A 22,863-nucleotide genomic window follows, 5' to 3' on the forward strand; every position below is an offset into this window, starting at 1 on the left:
CTATCGGAACAGCGATTCAAGGTGGGAGCTTCACGGACAACTTTAAAACAGCCCTACTCAATAGTGTGGCAGGGCAAATTCAAGCCGAAGGGGCTAACCTGATAGGTGATAAATTCCAGTATTTATATGTAGATAAACAGGGAAAAATCATCGGTCATGCTGGAAAGACACTTAGCCATATGGCATTGGCAGGATTGAGTGCCGAAATATCTGGGGCTAATGTCAAAGGCGCAGTTGTTGGTGCGTTAGCGGCAGAGTTAGCTGCAATAACATTGAACAGTAAATTGTTTGAGCCTAAATATCTCAATGAGCAAGAAAGACAACTTGCATTGGTACAAGATGCTATCAAAGGTAATGAAGCCAAAACTCAATTCACTAAAGTCTTAGGTGGACTTGCAGGGGCATTAATTACCCATAAGCCGGAAGGCGCTTTTTCTGCCGCTAATTCTGCTGAATTGGTTTATACATATAATTATACAGAGCATCAACTCCAGCAAATAATTATAGAGAACAATCTCGATATGATGGCGGCAGCTAAGGGAGATAAAGCCGCCGCACAAAGAGTAGCCGCAAGAGAACAGGCTGCTGGAGTGGTGGGCTTAGTTGCTGTCGGAGGGGTAGTTATCATACTCGGAGGTGAAGTAGTTATTGCCGCAACTCCACAAATTGCAGAAGGGCTAAAATTAGGCTTTGCTGGTTGTAAAGCAAGCGTCAGTTTCTGTGCTAATAAGCTAGGCTTGGCAGTCGCAGAGATAGCCGCACCTGAAGCTGCTATATCGACAGCTGCAATCGGGGGGGCTGGCTTTAAGGTTGTAGCGAACTCTGAGGAGGCACTTAAATCATTAAAAAATGCAATACCAACTACCTCAAAGGAGTTATTAACATCTGGCAAACTTAATACCTCTAAATTAATCCCCATCATAGAAAAAGAGCAATTACATGCCTCTGCGACTAACAAATTGGTTGCGGAAATTAATAGACTCCCGTCTAAGACGCAGGCTGCAAATACAGCCACCATGATAGGTGCATATGATCCTGTAACGGGGAAGATAGCTATTGGATACAGCGATGGTAAAATTTCAGCTGAAATGCTGAACAAGGACACTGTAATTTATGTTGAGAAAAAACTTGGTGTTAAAATAGCTGAATATACAACATTTTGTAAAAATAAAGTGGGCGCCTGTGCTGAGGTATCAGCAGCAGACTCGTTGATCCGCCAAGGAGTTAAGCCAGAAAATATCCGATTTACCCAAGCGGTCAGGCCTCGAGAGGTTTGGGGAAAAGATACAATTTCGCTAAAAGCAATAAAAGAAACATGTGACAATTGCCTAGTTACATGGCCAACAGGAGTAGATAGATGAGTATGTTAGATATTAATTGGGAACCTAGCTTTGGTTCGGTTTTTACTTGGTTTGCCATGGATAAAAACGGAAAAATTGCTGTCATGATTAATAATGGTTTTGGTGATTTACCTAAATCGTTATTGGCGATTAATAATGTTACAGAGCTTTTGAATGATTTAAATGAATACATGTGGGAAGAATCAGCAACCTTTGTAAATTATCCCCTCAATAAAGGTGGCTCAGCTATTTTAGATTTATATTCATCATGTCTTTATCGACATCTATCTTCGAAAAAAGAAGTTGAAGAGTGCATAGAAAATGAGTTAATGACTTCGGGACATTACAGTGATACTAATCTGACAGTCAATAAAGGTTTTTTTATTTATCAAGCGATAGAAGGCAATAACCCTGGAGATGATTACCCTGTCGGCTATGAAGGTGAAACTAAGATGGGGGATTATTTTCGTTATTTGATGCCGACTATTTATGCTTCAATTGAAGACTTTCCTGAAGAATTGCGCCATGGAATTGCGATATCTGATACCATTGATTTCACAAAAGATAGGCTACTGGATAACGATAAAATTAGTGAGTATTTTCCGCGTATGTACCATGACTAAGGTTATGGGCTATTAAGCGAAAAAATAAAACAAGGCAAAGCTAGGAAATAATCATAAATAACCGCCATCTTTACGTAACGATGGCGGTTACTACTGTGTAAACTTCAGTCTTTAATATTCAATCTCACTCTTTTTGGGCTACTTCCCCAACAAGTGTAAAAAGTGAATATGTTTTTCGTACTGATCAAGAATATCGTGAATGATCTGCTCTTTTGCCCAGCCCATCACATCGTAGTCTTGCCCACCTTCTTTTAAGTGAATTTCAGCGCGGTAGTAGCGTTGTTCTTCACTCTTTTCATCATCACTTTCTGTGCCCATACCCGCTAAGGCAAAAGAGGGCTGAATATAGTAACGGAGGCGAACTTCGTATAAAAAGTTCATATCGTCGCCTAAATCGACCTCAAAACCTATTCGGTCATCTTTGTCAGTATGGATATGGCATACAGTACCTTGTTTGGCCAGTTCTTCCGATACCATTTCCATTGATGGCTTCACAGATTCTTCCATAAAGCGTTTAACATGCGCGCGTTTAGGGAAATATACGATGTTACGTAAACGCCTTTGCCATGGAATAGGGTTACGACTGGCGGTTGGGGCGATGGTCGCTAATTGCTGGCTATCGCGTTTATACGCATCAACTCGAAGTGCTTTAAATAACCCATAAATAGAGGCCAATAACACCATCGCAAACGGTAGCGCACTGGCTATTGTCAGTGTTTGCAAGGCTTGCAAACCACCGGCTAACAGCATGGTAATGGCAACGACACCCATTAACCCAGCCCAAAAAATACGCTGCCAAATTGGGGTATTTGAGTCACCACCAGAGGCTAGGGTATCAACGACCATAGCGCCTGAATCTGCTGAAGTAACAAAGAATACAATTACCATCAACATAGCAAAAAAGGAGAGCACAGAAGAAAATGGGAAGTAATTAAGAAACTCAAATAAAGCGAGAGACACATCAGCTTGTACCGTATCTGCTAATAGTGTTGCGCCTTTATTTTTGATTAAATCTATCGCCGTGTTACCAAAGAACGTCATCCACATCAATGTGAACCCTGCAGGGACGAATAATACGCCCATGACAAATTCACGGATGGTGCGGCCGCGGGAGATACGTGCAATAAACATCCCGACAAATGGTGACCATGATAACCACCAACCCCAATACAGTAAGGTCCAACCTCCTAACCAGCCACTGGACTTAGGTTCATACGCATATAAATTAAAGGTTTTAGTGACGATCTCTGATAGATAACCCCCCGTATTTTCAACGAAAGATTTAAGCAGAAGCACTGTTGGCCCTAAAGCAACAATAAGTACCAGTAATAAGAAAGCAAGGCCAAGGTTGAGTTCAGATAAAATACGGATACCTTTATCAAGGCCTGAAACCACAGAAAGTGTCGCTAAACCCGTAAAGGTGATAATTAAGATCACCTGTACAGTTTCATTCACAGGCCAACCAAACAAATGGTTTAAACCTGCGTTTACTTGTAGCACACCGAACCCGAGAGAAGTGGCAACACCAAATACCGTACCTACCACAGCAAAGACATCAACCGCATGACCAATAGGGCCATAAATTCGCTCACCAATAATTGGGTAAAGGGCGGAGCGTAATGTGAGAGGGAGGCCGTGGCGATAGCTAAAAAACGCTAAAATTAATGCGACAATGGCGTAAATCGCCCAAGCATGTAACCCCCAGTGGAAGAACGTTAAGCGCATAGCCTCTTTAGCGGCTTCAACCGTTTGTGCTTCACCGACCGGTGGGTTGAGGTAGTGCATTACGGGTTCTGCAACCCCAAAGAACATTAAGCCGATCCCCATACCTGCGGAGAACAGCATCGCAAACCATGACACATAGCTAAAATTTGGCAGGGCATGGTCTGGGCCCAATTTTATTTGCCCGTAACGGGAGAGTCCCAGATAAGTCACACTCAAAAGAATAATAGCGACAGCAAGAATGTAGAACCAACTTGCGTTATTAAATAAATTTTGTTGAAGATGACTTAGATGAGATTCTGCGACTTCTGGCATCAAAGCGGCAAAGCCAACGATAACCAAAATAATAATGGCAGAGCTATAAAACACAGGGGGACTAATTTTAGAACGAACTTTTTTAGAATCAGTAGCAATTTGACTCATAACAACCTTCTTTTGTTTTATTTTATTTTTGGCATACCGAAATTGACAAAGTATGCAACGCGCTGTCCTTCTTAATGAAACAATGAATAATTGCGAAAAGGTTCCCTAAGGAAACAAGATAGAAAGAACAATAATATGGTGTTGATGACAGGCTAAACTGCCTAAAGTAGTAATGAAATCCGAGTCTTTGCCACCTTCATAAGTTAAAAAATAGGCGGTTATACTGCCATGATATAGATGAATGATCAACAAAAGTGGGAAATAAGATTAAATAAGGGATGAAAATATCATGTTAATTATCATTAAATTAATAGTTAATGATGCACTATTTACATGTTTTACCAATAAGTTAACGCAAATACGTGAAAGTAAGTGCTAGGTAAGTAAAAAGCACAGATAAATTGGGATGAAAATGTAACTAACGTAATTGGCTATCCTTACTGCCACGTCGATTATAACCACTAAATGCAGATTGTTTTTTATCTAATTCATTTTGGCAGTTAATACAGAATTTAACGCCGGGCAATGCTAAGCGGCGGGCTTCAGGAATGGCTTCACCACACTCCTCACAAAACTCGGCGCTTTCACCGGAGTGTAATTGCCGTCGCGCTTTCGCTACCGCATCATCAAGAGTGGCATCAATTTGTTCTTGAACGGCATCTTCATTTGCCCAACCATTTGCCATTATTCACCTCTATTTGATTAAATCTTGACCTTCTATCAATATAGGGACGAGAGAATTTAATTCAAGGGCAATTATTACTCTAAAGATAATGTCATGTAAATGTGGTCCATTCCGTCCTCATCATACATTTCGCCTTCAGTTTGATACCCAAGGGTATGGTAAAAATCAATGGCCGTATGTTGTGCTGAAAGAGCAATTCTAGGGTAATGGTGGGAGCGACCATATTGTTCTACAAATTTCATTAGTTCACGTCCAAGCCCTTTGCCGCGGTGTGGCTTTTGTACTGCGACACGACCAACTTTGATGAGAGTGTCTTCAAGTAGTACGCAGCGTAATACAGCTGCTGGCTGATCATTTAAATACAAAACTACATGTAATGCGGATTCATCATATTCATCGACATCGATATCAGCGGGGAACCCCTGCTCTTGAGTAAAAACTTGTTGGCGCAGGCTGAAAGCATCGGTAAGGAGTTCTGGGTTTGCGTACCCAATACTGTGTTTAATTTGCATTAGTTTTCCTAGTTGCTAATGAATAAGAAGTGTAATTATATCGTGGAATGGCGAACTAGTTAGGCGGGTTTTGTTGTTTTTTTTTGCACCAAATAAGAATGCAGGCATTTAAAGCCCACATTCTTGAAGAGAACTGAGGAGAAAATTATTTTTTATCAGTTTCAGCGTCATTTTCTGCTTTGAGCGATTCCGTTTTTTCTTTCATATCGGTTGCTACTTCATCGGCTTTATTAATCGCATCTGTTTTGACTTCTTGGCTTAGCTCTGACGCGTTTTGTTTCAACTCTTCAGCTTTATTTTTTGCATCTTCAGTCAGTTCATTGGCTTTTTTTTCACCATCTTCTTTTAATTGCTGTGCTTTTTCTTCTGCTTGTTTAACGGTATCACTTGGTTTGGATGAGTCATCACAACCAGCGATAACAGTAACAAGACCCGCGAAAAGAAGTGAAGTAATGAGTTTTATATTCATAAACATATCCTTAGCACGATGTAGGTAAAACATTATTAAATCCCGATATTGGCATGATTGCCAATGTGTATATTTAACTATAGTTGAAATTAAGAGTATTATAAACCAAATATCTAATGCACTGAAATGTAAAGATGTTTTTAGAATTTGGATTCGGATTGAAACCTATTTTTTGGGAAAATAATCGTTTGTTCCATGCTATAGGGCTATAAAAGGTAGATAATCAAGCTAAACTGATCGAAACTTAATAGTTAAATAAATAATGAAAACAAATGTATGTTTTAGATAACAAAGGAATAGCAATATGGTGTACTATTATTCGTTGATTATTTTAAAGTTTATTATCGGTTTTGCCATTGTTATCATTCATATGAATCTATCGGGAAAAACGCAGCTTTCTCAAATGACTCCTATTGATTTCATTGGTAATTTCGTCTTAGGGGGCATTATTGGCGGGGTGATTTACAGTGATACTATCCCATTGTACCAGTATGTGACTATTTTAATTATTGGTGTTTTGTTTATTAGCTTTTTAAACTTTTTAACAAAAAGATTTAATTTTTTTCGTAATGTGGCGATTGGTAATCCCATACCCATCATTAAAAAAGGCCAATTTATAATGGAAAACATTTTAGAGAAAGCCAATAAGATAGACCTTATCAATATTTCATCTCGAATTCATGCGCAAGGAATTCACTCTTTTCAAGAGATTTATTATGCACAAATAGAGCCCGATGGGCAGTTAACTATTATTTGCGATGAAAAAAATATGCCATCAGTGATCCTGATAAAAGAAGGGGTTATTAGAAGCTATGGTTTGGAGTCCATCGAAAGAGATGAAAGCTGGTTAATGCAGCAAATTGAATTACAAGGCATTGAATCAATAAGTGATATTTTCTTGGCTGAATTTTGGCGCGGTGAAGTCACGTTTATTTTGCGAGATGGTAAAATAAACCGCAAAAATGCACAGCATCTAAAAGTTATTGCTTAAATGAATAGGTCGGTGAAATACAAAAAATATTTCACCGACAGAGGCTTAATTATTTTTTCAAATCATCATAGAGCATTAATGAGGATTTATTATCTGGGTCACCAATATATCGAGGCTGAGGCTTAAATGATTCATTAAATAGGCTTTTTTCAGGTTCAAATCCAGTATAGTTTAAACCCGCTAAATCAGACCAAGCATAGATAAAGTCCATATTACTGAACGGTCGAGTTGTTTTATCATTCAAATCAAATTGATGAGTTGATAACCACTCGGGTGATTGCCAAACTAGGAAAGGCACATTATAAATGACTTTACTCGGCTTACCTTCACTACGCCCTAACATTTCATGGGGCGGGGTATCATAAACATCTTCACCGTGGTCCGAGAAAAATACCAAAAAACCATTTTCTTTTGAAGAATCAAAGTCTTTGATTAATGTTGAAACAACATAGTCATTATAATGTTGTGCGTTATCATACGCATTATAATCTTTTACTTCGTCCTCATTTAAATTAGCGGGAACTACGCTATCTTTGTCTTTGAAAATAGCTTTATCTTCAGGATAGCGGAATTCATAGCGCATATGAGTCCCTAACAGATGAACAACGATAAATTTCTTTTCAGCAGGGTCTGCAAGTGCTTCTTTGAATGGAGAAAAAACCACGTCATCATAGATACGTGAGCTTTGAGCCATATCATTATTCAAATAATATTGCTTATCTGTTTGGCGAGAGAACGCAGTTAATAAGGTATTACGTTCAGTCATTGTCTGCTGGTTGGTGATCCAAAACGTTTTAAAGCCCGCTTGCTTCATCATATTCATCATAGAAGGGCGTGAATTGAACAGTTCAGGTTCAGTTTGTGTCGCAAACGTCAGAATTTGCTGTAGCGCTTCAATGGTATAAGGTCGTGATGTCACAACATCATTGAATACTGATAAGTTGTTAGGATAATCCCTTGCAAGTTCTTCTAACTCAGGCGTGGTTGGGCGTGAATAACCATACAGGCTCATTCTATCGCGGCTGGTGGACTCACCAATCACTAATACAAATGTACGTGGTGTATCACCGTTTGCATCGACGAAGTTTTCTAGTGGCGGAATTTTACTGTTGTCACGGATTAGCTCTTCCATGTTTGCCAACTGGTTTTTATATAAAAAGTAACCGCTAACAAATTGCCATGGTGCAGCATAGGCGAGTTTACTATTCAAATAAGACGCAACATTAGCCATTGGTCGGTCTTGTTTTATCCCTTTGTTATAATAAGGAATTCCGAATAAAATAACTAAAATCAGTAATGAAATACCAATTCGCCCTGGTTTGGGTAATGTGACAGGTTTTAGACGCGTCCAAAGGAGAATCGCCACGACAGTATAGGCGAGTATGACGCCTAGGACTTTGAAGCTAAAATATTGCTTAAGAAATTCACCAGCTTCATTGGTATTAGTTTCAAACATGACGAACATGACACTTTGCGATATTTGGTGGCCATAAACCACAAAATAGGCGAGTGCAACAACAGAGGATAGCCAAAGAACAATACCTATCACCCCAGCAACTAATTTGATTCTTTTTGGGAACAATAAAGCAGGAATTAGCCAAAGGGAGCTATAAAGTAGTGAGTCTCTAAGGCCAATGGAGTTACTTTGCCCGGTTACGAGCACATACAGCTGTAATAACGATGAAAAATACCAAAAGTAGATTAGTAACCAGAACAGAGAGGTCCAGCTAAACTTTTCCGAGTGTGTAGTGTTACTCATAGGTTTTTAAACTCTTGTTTCTATTATTGTTAAGTCGAATTGAAAAATAATTGAGAAATCGATTTTTAGATATGAAGATGTAATTTAAGTTCCCCATACTCGTCATCTTTCAAGATGCAGGGGTGTTAACTGCACTCCGCTCGCCAAGTCACATAGTTTACCTATGCTCCTTGCCTATCGTCATTTGTCGCCTACCTGCCTCTCGAAATATTTAGAGTATGAATCGGCATCTTTCAAGATGCAGGGGGTTAACTGCACTTCTGAGCCAAGTTACAGCTCGAAACTGTTTCTATGATATTGCATTATAGACAATGTTTTATACGTTGATACTAAAACAGTAAAATCTTGAATTATTGTTTAATAATATTTCATTCAGTTGATATTATCTTTTAACCTATTTATGGTGTATAAAAATTTGACCAACATTATCAATAAAGGGTGAGAGCAACTTATGTTAGACAACTCATTTGTGGCTTTTTTGAAATCATCCTTATCAATCAGGGTGCTGCTCTCATTATTAATTATTATTGATGGCACAATGATTCTAAAGCCTGTGTTAAGTGCTTATACCGACTATATTGATTGGCGTGAGTCTGGGCTGACACAGTGGTTGAAATCACTCGGTTTTATGAAACTGCTGGATATTCCTCGTTTTCTATTGGGGATTTCGCTTATCTTCCTATCGCTATTTATGGTTAATGGAGCCCGTATCGCCTGGGTGTTCTCATTATTTTTACTTGGAATTATTTCATTTGTTGATTTGAGGTTAGCGCAAGAAAACATTCACCAAGGTTATTTCTCGCTCTTTTTATTAATTGCATTGTGTGTGTTTTGGAAGCTATATCATCATCATAGCTTAACTAGTGCAGGGTTTGTGGCGATCACGTGTATTATCGCATTGTTGCTTTACTCCATTTTTGGCACTTTATACATTGGTAATGAATTTTCGCCAGTGGTTAAAGATGGCACTACGGCCTTTTATTTTGCTTTAGTATGCATGACGACGGTCGGGTTTGGTGACATTGTACCGGTCACCGTGGATGCGCGTGTGTTCACGGTGACAGTGATTATTTTAGGGATCACAATTTTTACCACTTCAGTGGTTTATATTGTTGGGGTGTTAGCAAAAGGCACGAAAGAAATTGTGCGTAAGAGGTTTTCTTATATGAAAAATCATTATGTGGTGATTGGTAGCACACCGATGGCCGTCAATGTTTATCAAGGGCTGAAAAAACGAGAGCTACCTGTAGCCGTGATTTGCCAAGAAAACCATCGTAGCCATTATCCAGAAAAAGATAACATTGTAACGGGCGACCCCACCAGTTCGGAATTGCTTGCAGCAGCAAACGTAAAACATGCTAAGTGCGTACTGGTGATGACGGATAGCGATTCGCTCAGCACTTTTGCCCTATTGGGCGTGAAAGAACAAGCGGGTGTTGAGGGCACGGTGAAAACCGTGGTGTTAATTAACCAAGAAAGTAATATGGATAAAGTTCGCTTACTTAAACCTGATATGTTGTTTTCATTATCGACCTTAGGTTCAGAGGTTTTGATGCAAGTGCTTTGCGGTGAAGCAATATCGAGTGACTCTATTAGTGATATGCTGTTGAACAAAGTTGCAAAAAGCTAACCTCAAAATAAAAACAACAGGAATTGTGCTTCATGCTAAGTGCTCAACAAGTGAGTTGCCATCGGCAAAATAGGGTGTTATTCCATCAACTTGATTTTATTGTGCAGCCCAGTGAAATCTTACAAGTTGAAGGGCCTAATGGAGCGGGAAAAACAACCCTGCTACGTATGATGGCTGGGTTATTAAAACCTGATGAAGGTGCGGTCTGTTGGAATAATCAATCGATTGATAAGCTAAAAGAAGAATTCACTCGCCATTTACTTTATTTAGGCCACAAACCTGCGGTTAAATCGTTACTGACACCTTATGAAAACCTCAAGTTTTATTATCAAATGCACCATAAAGGGCATGAAGGCGAGCGGATTTGGTCTGCTTTAGAGGAAGTTTCATTAATCGGTTATGAAGATATTCCTGTTAGCCAACTTTCTGCAGGGCAACAACGGCGCGTTAATTTAGCCAGGCTATGGCTAAGCGAAGCCCCTCTGTGGATACTTGATGAGCCTTTCACCGCAATTGATGTGGCGGGAGTCGCTCGTTTAACAGAACGTTTTCATCAGCATGCAGAGCAGGGGGGGATTATTTTGTTTACCTCTCACCAAGCGATGTCAGGGCAATTTGGTTCACTAAAACTGACGGGTGGGGTTGAATCATGTTTTGGTTATTAATTAAACGGGAGCTTAAAATTGCTTTCCGAGGTTTTTCTGAGCTCGTTAACCCGTTGTGGTTTTTCTTAATTGTTATCACATTATTTCCGCTTAGTATCGGTCCTGAGCCTCAATTATTAGCGCGTATTGCCGTTGGGGTATTTTGGGTCGCGGCTATTTTGTCTTCACTATTATCACTAGAGCGTTTATTTAAGGATGACTATCTTGATGGCTCCCTTGAGCAATTGTTACTTGCGCCACATCCTTTATTTGTAACCGTATTTGCTAAGGTGATCGCCCACTGGCTAGTAACTGGGTTGCCATTGATCTTGTTATCTCCGGTTGCGGCATTAATGTTGTCTTTTAGTGCAGACACGCTATTGGTGTTGGCGGGTACTTTATTACTAGGGACGCCGGTATTAAGTTTTATTGGCGCGATTGGTGCGGCATTAACGGTTTCCTTAAAAAAAGGCGGGGTTTTAGTTAGTCTGCTCGTTTTGCCGCTTTATATTCCAGTGCTTATTTATGCAACGGGTACGATGGAGGCACATAGCTTTAAAATGCCTCTCGATGGCTATTTTGCCATTCTTGCCGCGTTATTTGCAGCGAGCATTACCTTTTCTCCTCTCGCTATCGCCGCTGCATTGAAACTGAATATAAGTAATAGTTAGATATTTTTCCTTTCACAGAATATAAGGGCAAAGTAAAACTGCCCTTGAGGTTGTTGACAAAGCGGGATAAAGCGTATTTTTTCCCGCTTTGTGTTATCAGCCGAAAATCAATAAATTGTTTTTCCTTGTTTATTTTCTAGTCTTGGCGAACTGGCTTTAAACACAACGACCGTTATTAATCAACTTTCAGGTGAGATCAGTGGACAAAATACCCGGATAACTGCCAAAAATGATATTAACCTGACCAGTGCGACGAATACGCAAACGGTGGGTGGCAAAAATGAAAGTAAAGGTGGCTCAATCGGTGCGGGTATCAGTACAGGCGGTTGGAATGTCAATGCGAGTGTGAATAAAGGCAGCGGATTTGAAAAGAGTGACAGCCAGTTTTATACCGACACAGAAGTGACCGCTGGCATTCACGCCCAGCTCGATGGTGCGGTCATTAGCAGTTAGGCAAACAAATCACGGATATTGCGGGACGGATGCAAGTCTTAGAAAATACTGGGACTTGCATTAATAAACTTATCTCTCACCAGTCAAATAGCAAATTAGAAATTTGGGTGTTAAGTGATTTTGTAATAAATTTCTAGTTAAAATAAAATCTGTTTGGATATTATTAAAAATAAAGGGAAAAATTTATTCTTTTATATGCTTTATTTTAAAATAATTATTTTCGTAGGTTCTTATTATTATCTATTACATGGCTTATTAAAGACTCACCAGGAAAATCAGCCATAATTATCCCGACAGAGCGTTTCATATTTAGGCTATTATAATATTTTAATTTATCTCGAGTTAGAATATTTGTACCTTCAAAGGAAATTGTACAAATACCAGCACAAGATGTTCTAGGGAAATCCGGATAACTATCTTTCCATCCTGGAGTGGTTAAGCCGGTAGAAAGACGGGGTGCTGAGGTACCTGGAGATGAATGCCCGCTTGCAACAAAATAAGGAAACGAACCGCCAGAGCCACTCAAGTAATTGATATAGATTCTATTATTATTTCCATTACTTGCACGGTCTAATTGTGTTTTTACTGCCTCCCATTTTGAATATAAATGCCAATTGGTTTTTAAATGGAAATTATCTTGTATACTTGTAAGTTCGTAAGCTAAACCATAATTATGAAAAGCAGCATTATTGCTAAGTATCATATATTTTCCCCTAACATCACCTAATTTTGTATCCATAGACTGTAAATTAAAATATTTATCTTTATATAATTCAATGTAATACTCTAATGTTTTATTCATGGGGCGAGTGTTATTATTGTCAGGGGCTATTTCTTGTTTTAACCTAAAAATAATGGTTTCAGAAGGGTTTTTTGATAAAAAAATATTAATGGAATTCATAAAATCACCAAACATAACATCAAGAAATATACTACCATGATGTAGGGCAAATGCATTACTCGTATGCCTCACCCTGATATCAAATACTCTAATACCATATTCTAATTGTTGGTCAAAATTTAATGCTTGTGTTGACACACTATCTACAAAATTTTTATATGCAGCACTATCATGAGTCCCAGGTAATGCTATTTCGGAAAGCATTATATCATCTCTAAGAGTATCCATCCATTTAGGCTTCGCCGTAAATCCATCAGAAGCGCTTCTGTAATAAGCAGAATCTAAATGAGCAAAAATTGAAGGGCTAAATATTAATAAGAGTAAAAGATATAGTCTATTTTTCATTATGAACACCTTTAAGTTATATTAAACGACGTCGTTACTATAACGACAAGAATATTCACAAATAAAAAATTAATGCATAATAAAAAATAAAAGTAGCGTATATATATTGTATGGTTATTTTTTGTTAAATGAATACAGATTTTATTTTAACTACTTATTATTTTTCACGCGTGTATTTTTTTATGATTAAATTTAACTCAACCAATTGATTTTTAGGTAATATTTAATTTATCAATAATATTGAACAACTAATGGATAAGAGGTGATATATTATCTGAAGTATCACTTCAGTATGTTAGTTTAAGAAAAAATGTATAAAAAGGTAGCGTATAATGCCTCATATCTTACAGTTAGATAGTGATAATTTCTCAAGCACACTTTACCCTCTAGGTCAGGAAGAGCATCAAACGGTAGTTGTTTATTTTTCGGCATCTTGGTGTTTGCCTTGTAAAAGCATGCACCCTATTTTCATTAAACTTTCTAAGCATTTTCAACAAAATAATATTGTTTTTGGTCTTGTGGATATTGCTCAGTCACCCACTTTGGCTCCTAAATATGGTATAAAATCAGTGCCGACAATTGCGATTTTCCAAGATACTCGTTTAATCGATATTATTGCTGGAGAAGTGTCATTTAATTGTGCATTAATGGTATTGAATAAAGTACTTGGGAAGCGTTAATGCTTAGCGAATATATTTGAAAATAATGATAAGTCATTCACAATGCTAATACTGATATTAGAAGGGTTATTGATAGGTTGCCTACTTGGTTTAACGGGAGCCGGTGGTGGTATTCTTGCTGTTCCAGTGTTAATGGCAAGCCAAAATTGGAGTGTGGCATTAGCGGCACCCGTTGGTCTTTTAGCGGTTACAATTGCTGCATTTATTGGTGTTGTTCAGGGTCTTATAAAAAATAACATTCGCTATAAAGCGGCTATTTGGATAGCATTATTGAGCATTCCTTCCGCTAAATATGGTGTTTATCTTGCCCATATTACCCCACCAGTTTGGTTAACGCTTGCTTTTAGTTTCGTTATGATTTATGTCGGATGCCGTATATTTTTCAATCGAGCAGATGTGCAGAATGATGCTCATTGTATAATTAATAAAGACACTGGAAAATTTATTTGGAATACTAAAACTGCTTTAATCTTGGGGTGCATTGGTGTTGTTACTGGGTTACTTACTGGGCTGTTAGGTGTGGGAGGTGGTTTTATTATTGTTCCTGCATTGCGAAAATTCACTAATTTAAATATGAAGAGTATTATTGCAACATCATTAATGGTCATTTTTTGTATTGGTAGTATTAGTATTTTCATTAATGTCTGGAATGGGTTCCAGTACCCTAAAGAAATTAGTCTTGTTTTCATTGCTTCTTGTGTTATTGGTTTATTAATTGGTCGATTAATAACGCATTATATTTCCAATAAGGCTATCCAAATATTATTTTCAAGTGTTGTTATCTTTGTTGCTCTATGGTTGATTTTATCAGTACTGATTGAATTAAATGTTATTTAAAATAGATTTTAAATATCAAGCAATTAAGTGGTTTTTTATAATTCATGCGGCATGTGTCACTATTTTGAATTATCAGTCATTTATTCTCCTTAATGAAAGTGAAATTGATTTATCTTCAAGCTCAAAGAGGTATAATGAATAATCGCATTTTTTCTACCCAGATAATAGTAAAATGGATTGCTAATATATTCTTCCGGGTAATCATTAAAGGTTGACTAGTATAATTATGACAAAACAAGATAGCTCAACAACGATAATTGATATAGCAAAACGTGCTAATGTAACTGATATTACAGTTTCTAGAGCATTTAATCATCCTGAGATGGTAAAGAAAGAAACTCGAGATAAAATATTAGCTATTGCGCAAGAACTCAATTATGTCCCAAACCTTTTTGCGCGTAATCTGAAAAATAAAAATAGCCGTATAATAGGTGTGGTCACTGACAGTACATTTAACCCATTTTATGTGGTGCTTATTCAAACAGTTTCACGCTTAGCGAAAGAAAAAGGCTATCAAGTCATGATTTTTGATTCAGATAGCGATGAAAAAGCAGAAAAAACAGCAATTGAAACGTTAGTCAGTTACAAGGCGAGCGGTATTCTACTATCGCCAGTTCGTGACGATAAAGACTATCAACCAAGTTACTTATCATTAATTGACCAACACAATGTGCCTTTGGTTTTTGTTGACCGTTCAATTTATGGTTATCAAAATAAGTATTCGGGTTTATTCTTGAAAAACTTTGAAATAGGTGCTTTAACAGGAAAATTTCTTAACCAACAAAATAGTGAGAATACACTTATTGTTTCAGGGCCAGAAGGCTCCGAAATTAGTTTATCCCGTTTAGCGGGGATATATGAAAATTTTCCAAATAGAAAAAGCATCAATGTCTTATACAGTAGCTATATGTTTAATAAGAATGATGAAGATTATTTAAGGAAAAAAGTCCAAGAGCTGTACACACCTAATATGTATATAGTTGGGTTGAATGGAATTATTACAGCTGGAATGTATAAAATCATTTTAGAATTAGGCCTTTCTTGCCGCTATTTTTCTGTTGATTTACCTCCCTATGCAGATACTTACCATTTATCTATTTCTGGTGTACACCATGATTCGGTATATCTTGGTGAATTAACAACTGAGTTATTGTTTTCTGAGATAGAACGAGATTCACATAAAGATCATAAAACAAAACAAATATTTGTTGATGGGAAACTTGTTGTTTATTAATAAGAATCAGAAATAAAGTACGTTATGATTTTTATATGTACTCTAAAGAATTTGAGTTGCATATGAGCACAGTTAACATACATGTAATTTAATGTATGAAAAATATAAATAGGCAGGTAACGATACCTGCCTATTTTAATGGTTATGAGAAACTATTCATTTAGCGTTTCATTGAACTAATTAAGGTCGCCCCCCAAATAATTAGGCCTTTTACAATATATTGAACATAAGGTGAAATACCTAATAAATTTAAACCATTATTGAGTACACCTAAGATCATTGCGCCAATGAGTGTGCCAATGATCATACCACGGCCCCCTGCGATTGAAGCACCGCCGAGTACGACTGCAGCAATTGCATCTAACTCAAAGCCTACGCCTGCATTGGGTTGCCCGCTCATGACTCGAGAGGTAAATATTAACCCAGCGAAAGCCGCAGTAAAACCGCTAATGACGTAAACTAACATTTTATAACGTTCAACGCGGATACCACTGAGACGAGCGGCTTCTTCATTACCGCCTATCGCGTAAATATAGCGGCCAAAAGAGACATGATTTAGTACAACATAGAAAATAAGATAAAGGCCAAGCATTAATAAAATAGGAACTTGGATCCCCATTAATTCTTCTCGTCCCCAAAAAGCAAACTCTTGAGGTAATCCTGAAACTGGGTAGCCACCGGTATAAATTAAGGCGAGGCCTTTAGCAATGATCATGGCACCCAAGGTGACAATGATGGGCGGCATTTTACCATAAGCCGCTAAAATCCCATTAATAAAGCCAAAAGCAACACCGGATAATAACCCCAGAGCAATGGCTGCATAAGGATCCATTCCATAATATTTCATTAAGCCAGCCATCAAGGTTCCAGAAAGTGCCATAACAGCACCAACGGATAAGTCAATTCCACCAGTTAAGATAGCAAATGTCATACCGATAGCGATAATGGCATTAATAGAAACCTGACGAGCAATAGTAGAAAGGTTATTTACAGTTAAAAAATGTTCATTAAAAATGGACATGCAGACAAATAAAAGAATTAAACCAACAAGTGGTAAAAATGCAGGTATTTTAGTTAACTTAGAAAAACTAAACTTATTTTTAGTTAATGGAATTGCACTTTGATTAGACATAGTCGTTATCCTATATAATATTGCCGGCCGCATGTACCATGATCTGAGTTGAGTTTATTTCATCTCCAGTTAACTCAGCGGCAATTTCGCCATCTCGAAAAACCAAAACTCTATCACTGACACCAATAACTTCTGGTAGCTCCGATGAAATCATAATAATGGAAATTCCTTTTTCAGTTAGAGAGCGCATTAACTGATAAATTTCTGATTTTGCCCCGACATCAATTCCTCGAGTGGGTTCGTCGAAAATAAGAATTTTGGCTTGTTTATTTAGCCAGCGAGCAATAACAACCTTTTGTTGATTTCCACCACTTAAAGTAGAAACCGCAGTGTGAGGCTCTGGTGTTTTAACTTTTACTTGGGAAATTAGATCAATAGATAAAGTGAGTTCTTTTTTATTTTGAATTAAAAATAATTTTTGAGCGTGATTGTTTAACCATATATTTTCTTTAACGGAGAAGGGTAATACAAGACCTTGGGTTTTTCGGCTTTCGGGTAATAAACCGATACCTAATTGCAGCGCAGCTGCAGCCGATTTAACTTTAACTTCTTTGCCTTCTAAAATAACTTTTTTCTTGTATGCTTTGTCAGCACCAATCATGGCAAGAATAGTCTCTGTACGACCGGAACCGACCAACCCCGCAAGCCCCAGAATTTCACCTTTTTTTAATTGAAGGTGGTTAGTTGGGCTATATGAGAAGCGCTGAATTTCAGCATCTAAGATGACTTCTTGCTCGTTGAATTGGCGTTTATGAGGATAAATATTTTCAACTTCACGGCCAACCATCATTTCGATGATAACGTCTAAATCTGTTTCATCAACCTTACGTGACCCAATATATTGTCCATCACGCAGTACACTGATGGTGTCACAGATTTCATAAATTTCTTCTAAATGATGTGAAATAAAAAACATTCCAACCCCTTTAGCTTTTAAATCACGCATTACATCGAATAAATGATTTGCTTCATTGGGGGTTAATGTTGCAGTTGGTTCATCTAATACTAAAATTTTAGCGTCTAAAGATAATGCCTTTGCGATTTCAACAAACTGCTGTTCCGCGATACTTAAATGGCTAATAGGTTCATCAATATTAATGTTGACACCCAGCTCAGCTAAGATTTCCTGTGATTTTTTTCGCATTAATTTTCTATCTAATAAACCAAACTTATTTTTTAACTCTCGATTTAAAAATATATTTTCAAAAGCATTTAAATAAGGAATAAGAGAAAATTCTTGGAAAATAATACCTACGCCAGCTTTGATTGCATCTCTGTAGTTATGAAAGGTGTGCTCTTTGCCCTCAATCAGGATTTGTCCGCTGTCAGGTTTATGTATTCCACATAACACTTTCATTAGCGTTGATTTACCTGCGCCGTTTTCACCTAATAATGCGTGAACCTCTCCTTTTTCGAGGGAAAGATTAATATTATCTAACGCCTTAACCCCAGGGAAAGTTTTGCTGACATCTTTTAATGCTAATAATTGCATCATATTGCTTCCCTATATTTCTCAACTGCTTAAAAATGGGTAACAAAGCCATTTGGAATTTTTATTCCAATATGCATTTAATAATTAATATTTATGAAAATGTATTGCACCGAACATCAGAAATACAGGTGCAATACATCGGTTATTGATAACTAGCGATTACCAGTGGAAATCTTTTGCATTGGTTTTGTCGATCAATTTAACATCAATTGGGACTTCTTTAGGAACATTGGCACCCCAGTATTTTGCTAAGCCCATTGCTAAACCAATACGCACTTGATCACGAGGGAATTGCGCTGAAGTTGCAATAAATGGAGAGTTGCCTTTGGCAATTTCAGCAACAGCTTCAGGAGAACCGTCAACACTCACTAATTTGACATCACGGCCAGAAGATTCAATCGCTGCTAGTGCACCTAAAGAACCGACATCGTTAACACTGAAGATCCCATTGAGAGTTGGATTCGCTTGCAGCATATTTTCGGTAACGTTCATCGCAGTATCACGTTCTTGTTTACCGTTCAATTTAGTTACGATTTTAATATTTGGGTATTCTTTCATCGCTGCTTCAAAGCCGCGAACACGCTCAAGAATTGGTACGACAGGAATACCATCTAAAATAGCCACTTCACCTTTGCCGCCTAATGCTTCACCTAAACGTTTACCCGCCATTAAGCCAGCATCATAGTTTTTAGAACCGACGAAAGAGTCAATTGGGCCATTTGCTTGTGCATCAATAGCGATAACCACAACGCCCGCTTTTTTCGCAGCCAGTACAGCTGTTTCTGCACCAACGCTATCGGCCGGGTTAATTAACAGAATATCGATTTTTTTCTGTAACATATCTTCGATATCACTGGTTTGCTTTGATACATCATGAGCCGCATCAGAGATGTATAGTTGGGCACCCATATCACCTGTTGCGCTCTCTAAGGCTTCCTTCATGGTGACAAAATATTCATTGTTTAATTCTTGAAATGACATACCCACTGAAACTGGCTTAGCGGTAGCGTTAAAAGCCATACCTAAAGTCAGTACACTTGCAGCTACAGCCAACTTTTTAAATTTACTCAGCATAAGATGTTCTCCTAAAAGAGCGTTTAATTATATGTAGGGTTTTTACTTATTTAGTGTTTATTTGAATTATCAATTATTACTACCAGTTAAAAACATGTTTATGGCTTGATGACGACTTTAATTGAGTCTGCCGATTTCGCCATGACAAAAGCTTCTTCCCAATCATCGATGGAATAGAAGTGGGTAACGATATCATCAGCACTAACTAAGCCACGGCTAAATAGGTCAATAGCGACTTCATAACTATATGGGCCTAAGTGAGCTCCGCGGATATCAAGTTCTTTGCGGTCACCAATGATTGACCAGTCAACGGTTGTTTCTTTACCAAACACGCTAAACTCAACGAAACGACCAAGCTTACGGATCATTTCTAGCCCTTGAGTAACGCCAATTGGGGCGCCAGTTGCTTCAATATAAACATCACAGCCATAGCCTTCCGTCATATCTTTGACTAATTTGATGGCATCTTCTTTCAGTGGATTGATAACAACATCTGCACCAAATTTTTTCGCTAATTCAAGACGTTCATCAATCGCATCAATAACAACCAATTTTTTCGGTGTTTTTAATTTGGCGACTTGGATCATGCATAGCCCAAGTGGGCCTGCACCAGCAATGACGACGACGTCATTTAAATCGATATCACCACGGCGTACGGTGTGGATAGCACAAGCCATCGGTTCAATTAATGCGGCATCTTTATCAGATAGTTCATCAGGGATTTTGTGGATAATGGCACGCTCTGAAAAACGCATATATTCAGCCATACCACCATCGGCAACTTCTTTTTGGAAACCGTAAATATCATGGGTTTCACACATCCAATATTTGCCTGATTTACAGAAACGGCATTCCCAACACGGGACAATTTGCTCAGCTAAGATGCGGTCGCCTACCTTTAATTTGAATTTTTCAGCGGAACCTTCACCGAGTTCAGCAACGCGCCCATAAAATTCATGGCCAGGAACTACAGGTGCTTTAATCCATGGGTCATCACCCCAGAACATTTGAGCGCCATCATTGGCTTTACAGTCGCCAGCGCAGATCCCACATCCATCAACTTTGATGACAACTTCTCTAAATCCTGGCGTCGGTCTTTTAATGTTTTCAAAGCGATAATCATGCGGTCCATGACAAACAACAGCTTTCATTTTTTCAGGTAGGTTACTCATGTTCTAAAACCTCTTTCTAGTTGTTAACCCTAATGTTGACGTCAACATTAAGCGTTTTTTTATAACGCATTTGCTTTAGTTTTTTAACGCTTAACTATCAATAATGATATGTATGTAAGAAAAATGGTTGTTTAATGTTATAGATAAAATAAATTCTTTTTAATATGACGACGTCGTCATTTTTGAAAGTATGAATGTAAAAAACTAAAATTTGTGATTTAACCCCTAATTTTAGTCACCTAATTGAGTACTTTCATTGGAAAATGAGACTGTCAAAAATGATTTTGTAACACAATGAAAATTATAATAAAAATCTTATTCCATTCCTTTTTTTAGTTTTTCAAGAAATGAATATGAAGCCGAGTATAATTATTTTAACTATTTTCAGAAGTGGATAATTTATGCAAAAACATTTCAGCTCACATTTTTATATGAAAAAAAATTAAATTTACATTAAATAAAGAGACACAAAATGGTTAATAGAACGTTATTTTTAATTTATAAAATTTAATTTAAAAAATTGAATAGAGTAATGGGGTATTTTTACGTGCTGTTAATTATATTTTCTTTGCAGATGTACCTAATGAACATTGAAGAAGGCATAAAAAAACAGCTTTATACTTTGTTATTGTATTTTGCCAATCTTGCAAAGTATAAAGCCAAATAGAGCCAAAGTTTAACTTCATTTTGTCAATAAAATCATTTTGTTATCTTGTTATAAATATGTGGAAGCCTCACGTCTTTATGTTAGACAATCATTGGTGCAATGATAAAACCGAAGGCGACACCTGCAATAATTCCACCTAGGCCTGGTAACATAAAGGGATGATTTAAAATATATTTTCCAACCCGAGTAGACCCTGTTGAGTCGAATTCAATTGCTGCTAATGATGTTGGGTAAGTGGGTAAGACAAATACTCCGGTGACGGCGACAAAAGAGGCCAAAATTGCCCATGTGGGAACATCTAAGGCAATAGCTAACGGAATAATTAATGGTGTTGTGGCACCTTGTGAATATAACAATGCACAGGTAAAAAACAGAACTAAAGCTAATAAAATAGGATATGCAGATAACACATCTCCAGCTATCGCTTTAATTTGGTCCATGTGTGCATCAACAAATGTCGTCCCTAAGGTAACAATACCCAATATCACTGCAAGTGAACTCATTCCTGAACGGAAAGTGGGTGCTAGAACGATTGAGTTTGGTGATGTTTTACAGAATATCACCATCAAACATGCAGCACTTAACATGCAGATGATAATAATATCGCGAGTGCCCATAGGTTTACCGATATCAAAGCCGGGACGCAATTGCGGAAAGGCAGCAAGGATGACAATCGCGACAGTGGCAATGATAAACAAGACAACTGAAAACTTTTCTCTGGTGGTGCTTTCACCTGTTTTTTCTTCGTATTTATGGACTAAGCCCTTTTGTAAGCGCTCAAGATAAACTTCATCGTCTTCTAGTTCACAGCCTTGGCGTGATGCGATAAATGCCGCAACCATGGCTGCAACAAAAGAGGCAGGTAAGCAGACTGACATGACAACGATGAAAGTAACGCCATTACCTTCCATTATTGTCAACATTGCTGCCATTGCGGCGCTGATTGGCGAACCTGAAATAGCAATTTGTGATGCAACCACTGAGCCTGCTAATGTTCGGGATGGGCGAATGCCTGAATCTTTTGCGATTTCGGCTATCACTGGTAGCATAGAGAAAACAATGAAGCCTGTACCAGCCATGATAGTCATCACCCAAGTGATGATTGGCGCTATAATATTCAGGTACTTAGGGTTTTTACGCATAAACTTACTGGCGAGGCGTACGAGATAATCCATTCCACCTGCAGCTTGTAACGCAGATGCTGCTACCACGACGGTCATAATAATTAAAATAACATCAACAGGTGGGGAGCCAATAGGTAAACCAAACCCAATGGTTAGAACTGCTAATCCTAATCCACCGCAGAGTCCTATACCAATTCCCCCCATCCGTATACCGAAGAATATTGCACCTAATACAACAATGATTTCTAGCCAAACCATAATCGTCTCCAATAGACAATATATT

The 22,863-nt window shown here is 37.9% G+C and carries 21 protein-coding genes; 10 read left to right on the plus strand and 11 right to left on the minus strand.

Going from position 1 to position 22,863, the window contains the following annotated elements; genetic code table 11:
* On the plus strand, positions 1 to 1,361 hold a 1,361-nt coding region (locus tag PR767_RS14635), incomplete at its 5' end, for a DUF637 domain-containing protein (RefSeq protein ID WP_272520533.1).
* On the plus strand, positions 1,358 to 1,963 hold the full coding sequence (locus PR767_RS14640) for a hypothetical protein (RefSeq protein ID WP_164528463.1): 606 nt from the start codon (positions 1,358 to 1,360) through the stop codon (positions 1,961 to 1,963). The genes PR767_RS14635 and PR767_RS14640, both read left to right, overlap by 4 nt.
* 138 nt (positions 1,964 to 2,101) lie before the next feature.
* Here the strand turns inward: PR767_RS14640 and PR767_RS14645 are convergent, their stop codons facing one another.
* The 4 genes from PR767_RS14645 to PR767_RS14660 form a co-directional block, all read right to left on the minus strand.
* Positions 2,102 to 4,108: a BCCT family transporter gene (locus tag PR767_RS14645; RefSeq protein ID WP_004914264.1), complete on the minus strand. Its 2,007-nt coding sequence runs from the start codon at positions 4,106 to 4,108 to the stop codon at positions 2,102 to 2,104.
* A 418-nt stretch (positions 4,109 to 4,526) separates the two neighbouring features.
* Entirely contained in the window at positions 4,527 to 4,793 is a 267-nt protein-coding gene (locus PR767_RS14650; protein WP_109911943.1) for a DksA/TraR family C4-type zinc finger protein, read from the minus strand.
* A 74-nt stretch (positions 4,794 to 4,867) separates the two neighbouring features.
* Positions 4,868 to 5,305 (minus strand): GNAT family N-acetyltransferase, encoded by a 438-nt coding sequence (locus tag PR767_RS14655; RefSeq protein ID WP_004914258.1) that lies wholly within the window; start codon positions 5,303 to 5,305, stop codon positions 4,868 to 4,870.
* Between the two features lie 145 nt (positions 5,306 to 5,450).
* Entirely contained in the window at positions 5,451 to 5,774 is a 324-nt protein-coding gene (locus tag PR767_RS14660; protein ID WP_272520534.1) for a hypothetical protein, read from the minus strand.
* A 307-nt stretch (positions 5,775 to 6,081) separates the two neighbouring features.
* Here PR767_RS14660 and PR767_RS14665 point away from each other — a divergent pair, with 307 nt between their 5' ends.
* Positions 6,082 to 6,765 carry a DUF421 domain-containing protein gene (locus PR767_RS14665; protein WP_272520555.1) on the plus strand — a complete coding sequence of 228 codons (684 nt, stop codon included), beginning with the start codon at positions 6,082 to 6,084 and terminating at the stop codon, positions 6,763 to 6,765.
* A 49-nt stretch (positions 6,766 to 6,814) separates the two neighbouring features.
* Here PR767_RS14665 and cptA read toward each other — a convergent pair whose 3' ends face one another.
* Positions 6,815 to 8,524 carry a phosphoethanolamine transferase CptA gene (gene cptA / locus PR767_RS14670; RefSeq protein ID WP_272520535.1) on the minus strand — a complete coding sequence of 570 codons (1,710 nt, stop codon included), beginning with the start codon at positions 8,522 to 8,524 and terminating at the stop codon, positions 6,815 to 6,817.
* Between the two features lie 451 nt (positions 8,525 to 8,975).
* On the opposite strand from cptA, the gene PR767_RS14675 reads away from it, so the two are divergent.
* The 4 genes from PR767_RS14675 (at position 8,976) to PR767_RS14690 (ending at position 11,922) form a co-directional block, all read left to right on the plus strand.
* Positions 8,976 to 10,154, plus strand: a complete 1,179-nt coding sequence (locus tag PR767_RS14675; RefSeq protein ID WP_004914242.1) for an ion channel — start codon at positions 8,976 to 8,978, stop codon at positions 10,152 to 10,154.
* A gap of 32 nt (positions 10,155 to 10,186) precedes the next feature.
* A complete protein-coding gene (ccmA, locus tag PR767_RS14680; protein WP_004914240.1) occupies positions 10,187 to 10,819 on the plus strand; it encodes a cytochrome c biogenesis heme-transporting ATPase CcmA in 633 nt (210 codons plus the stop codon).
* Positions 10,804 to 11,469, plus strand: coding sequence for a heme exporter protein CcmB (ccmB, locus tag PR767_RS14685; RefSeq protein WP_109911945.1), 666 nt, complete (start codon positions 10,804 to 10,806; stop codon positions 11,467 to 11,469). The genes ccmA and ccmB overlap by 16 nt, the downstream gene beginning before the upstream one ends.
* Positions 11,470 to 11,619: 150 nt before the next feature.
* Positions 11,620 to 11,922, plus strand: a complete 303-nt coding sequence (locus tag PR767_RS14690; protein ID WP_231136608.1) for a hemagglutinin repeat-containing protein — start codon at positions 11,620 to 11,622, stop codon at positions 11,920 to 11,922.
* A gap of 214 nt (positions 11,923 to 12,136) precedes the next feature.
* On the opposite strand, the gene PR767_RS14695 is transcribed toward PR767_RS14690, so the two are convergent.
* Positions 12,137 to 13,168 carry a phosphatidylinositol-specific phospholipase C gene (locus tag PR767_RS14695; protein ID WP_004914233.1) on the minus strand — a complete coding sequence of 344 codons (1,032 nt, stop codon included), beginning with the start codon at positions 13,166 to 13,168 and terminating at the stop codon, positions 12,137 to 12,139.
* Between the two features lie 332 nt (positions 13,169 to 13,500).
* Here PR767_RS14695 and PR767_RS14700 point away from each other — a divergent pair, with 332 nt between their 5' ends.
* The 3 genes from PR767_RS14700 to PR767_RS14710 all read left to right on the plus strand — a co-directional run bounded on the left by PR767_RS14700 (position 13,501) and on the right by PR767_RS14710 (position 15,919).
* Positions 13,501 to 13,848: a thioredoxin family protein gene (locus PR767_RS14700; RefSeq protein ID WP_109911947.1), complete on the plus strand. Its 348-nt coding sequence runs from the start codon at positions 13,501 to 13,503 to the stop codon at positions 13,846 to 13,848.
* 42 nt (positions 13,849 to 13,890) lie between these two features.
* The gene (locus tag PR767_RS14705) at positions 13,891 to 14,685 is read left to right on the plus strand and encodes a sulfite exporter TauE/SafE family protein (protein WP_272520536.1); all 795 of its coding nucleotides are present in this window, start codon (positions 13,891 to 13,893) and stop codon (positions 14,683 to 14,685) included.
* 226 nt (positions 14,686 to 14,911) lie between these two features.
* Entirely contained in the window at positions 14,912 to 15,919 is a 1,008-nt protein-coding gene (locus tag PR767_RS14710; RefSeq protein WP_109911949.1) for a LacI family DNA-binding transcriptional regulator, read from the plus strand.
* A gap of 160 nt (positions 15,920 to 16,079) precedes the next feature.
* Here PR767_RS14710 and PR767_RS14715 read toward each other — a convergent pair whose 3' ends face one another.
* The 5 genes from PR767_RS14715 to PR767_RS14735 form a co-directional block, all read right to left on the minus strand.
* Entirely contained in the window at positions 16,080 to 17,051 is a 972-nt protein-coding gene (locus tag PR767_RS14715) for an ABC transporter permease (protein ID WP_004905244.1), read from the minus strand.
* Positions 17,052 to 17,061: 10 nt separating this feature from the next.
* On the minus strand, positions 17,062 to 18,546 hold the full coding sequence (locus PR767_RS14720; protein WP_109911950.1) for a sugar ABC transporter ATP-binding protein: 1,485 nt from the start codon (positions 18,544 to 18,546) through the stop codon (positions 17,062 to 17,064).
* Positions 18,547 to 18,702: 156 nt separating this feature from the next.
* Positions 18,703 to 19,563, minus strand: a complete 861-nt coding sequence (locus PR767_RS14725; protein WP_370661211.1) for an ABC transporter substrate-binding protein — start codon at positions 19,561 to 19,563, stop codon at positions 18,703 to 18,705.
* A gap of 152 nt (positions 19,564 to 19,715) precedes the next feature.
* Positions 19,716 to 20,789 carry a zinc-binding dehydrogenase gene (locus PR767_RS14730; protein ID WP_004914213.1) on the minus strand — a complete coding sequence of 358 codons (1,074 nt, stop codon included), beginning with the start codon at positions 20,787 to 20,789 and terminating at the stop codon, positions 19,716 to 19,718.
* Positions 20,790 to 21,536: 747 nt separating this feature from the next.
* Positions 21,537 to 22,838 carry an anaerobic C4-dicarboxylate transporter gene (locus PR767_RS14735; RefSeq protein ID WP_004914207.1) on the minus strand — a complete coding sequence of 434 codons (1,302 nt, stop codon included), beginning with the start codon at positions 22,836 to 22,838 and terminating at the stop codon, positions 21,537 to 21,539.
* Positions 22,839 to 22,863 lie beyond the last annotated feature (25 nt).

Origin of the sequence: Providencia sp. PROV223 (assembly GCF_028479245.1) — a bacterium.
Classification (GTDB): domain Bacteria; phylum Pseudomonadota; class Gammaproteobacteria; order Enterobacterales; family Enterobacteriaceae; genus Providencia; species Providencia rettgeri.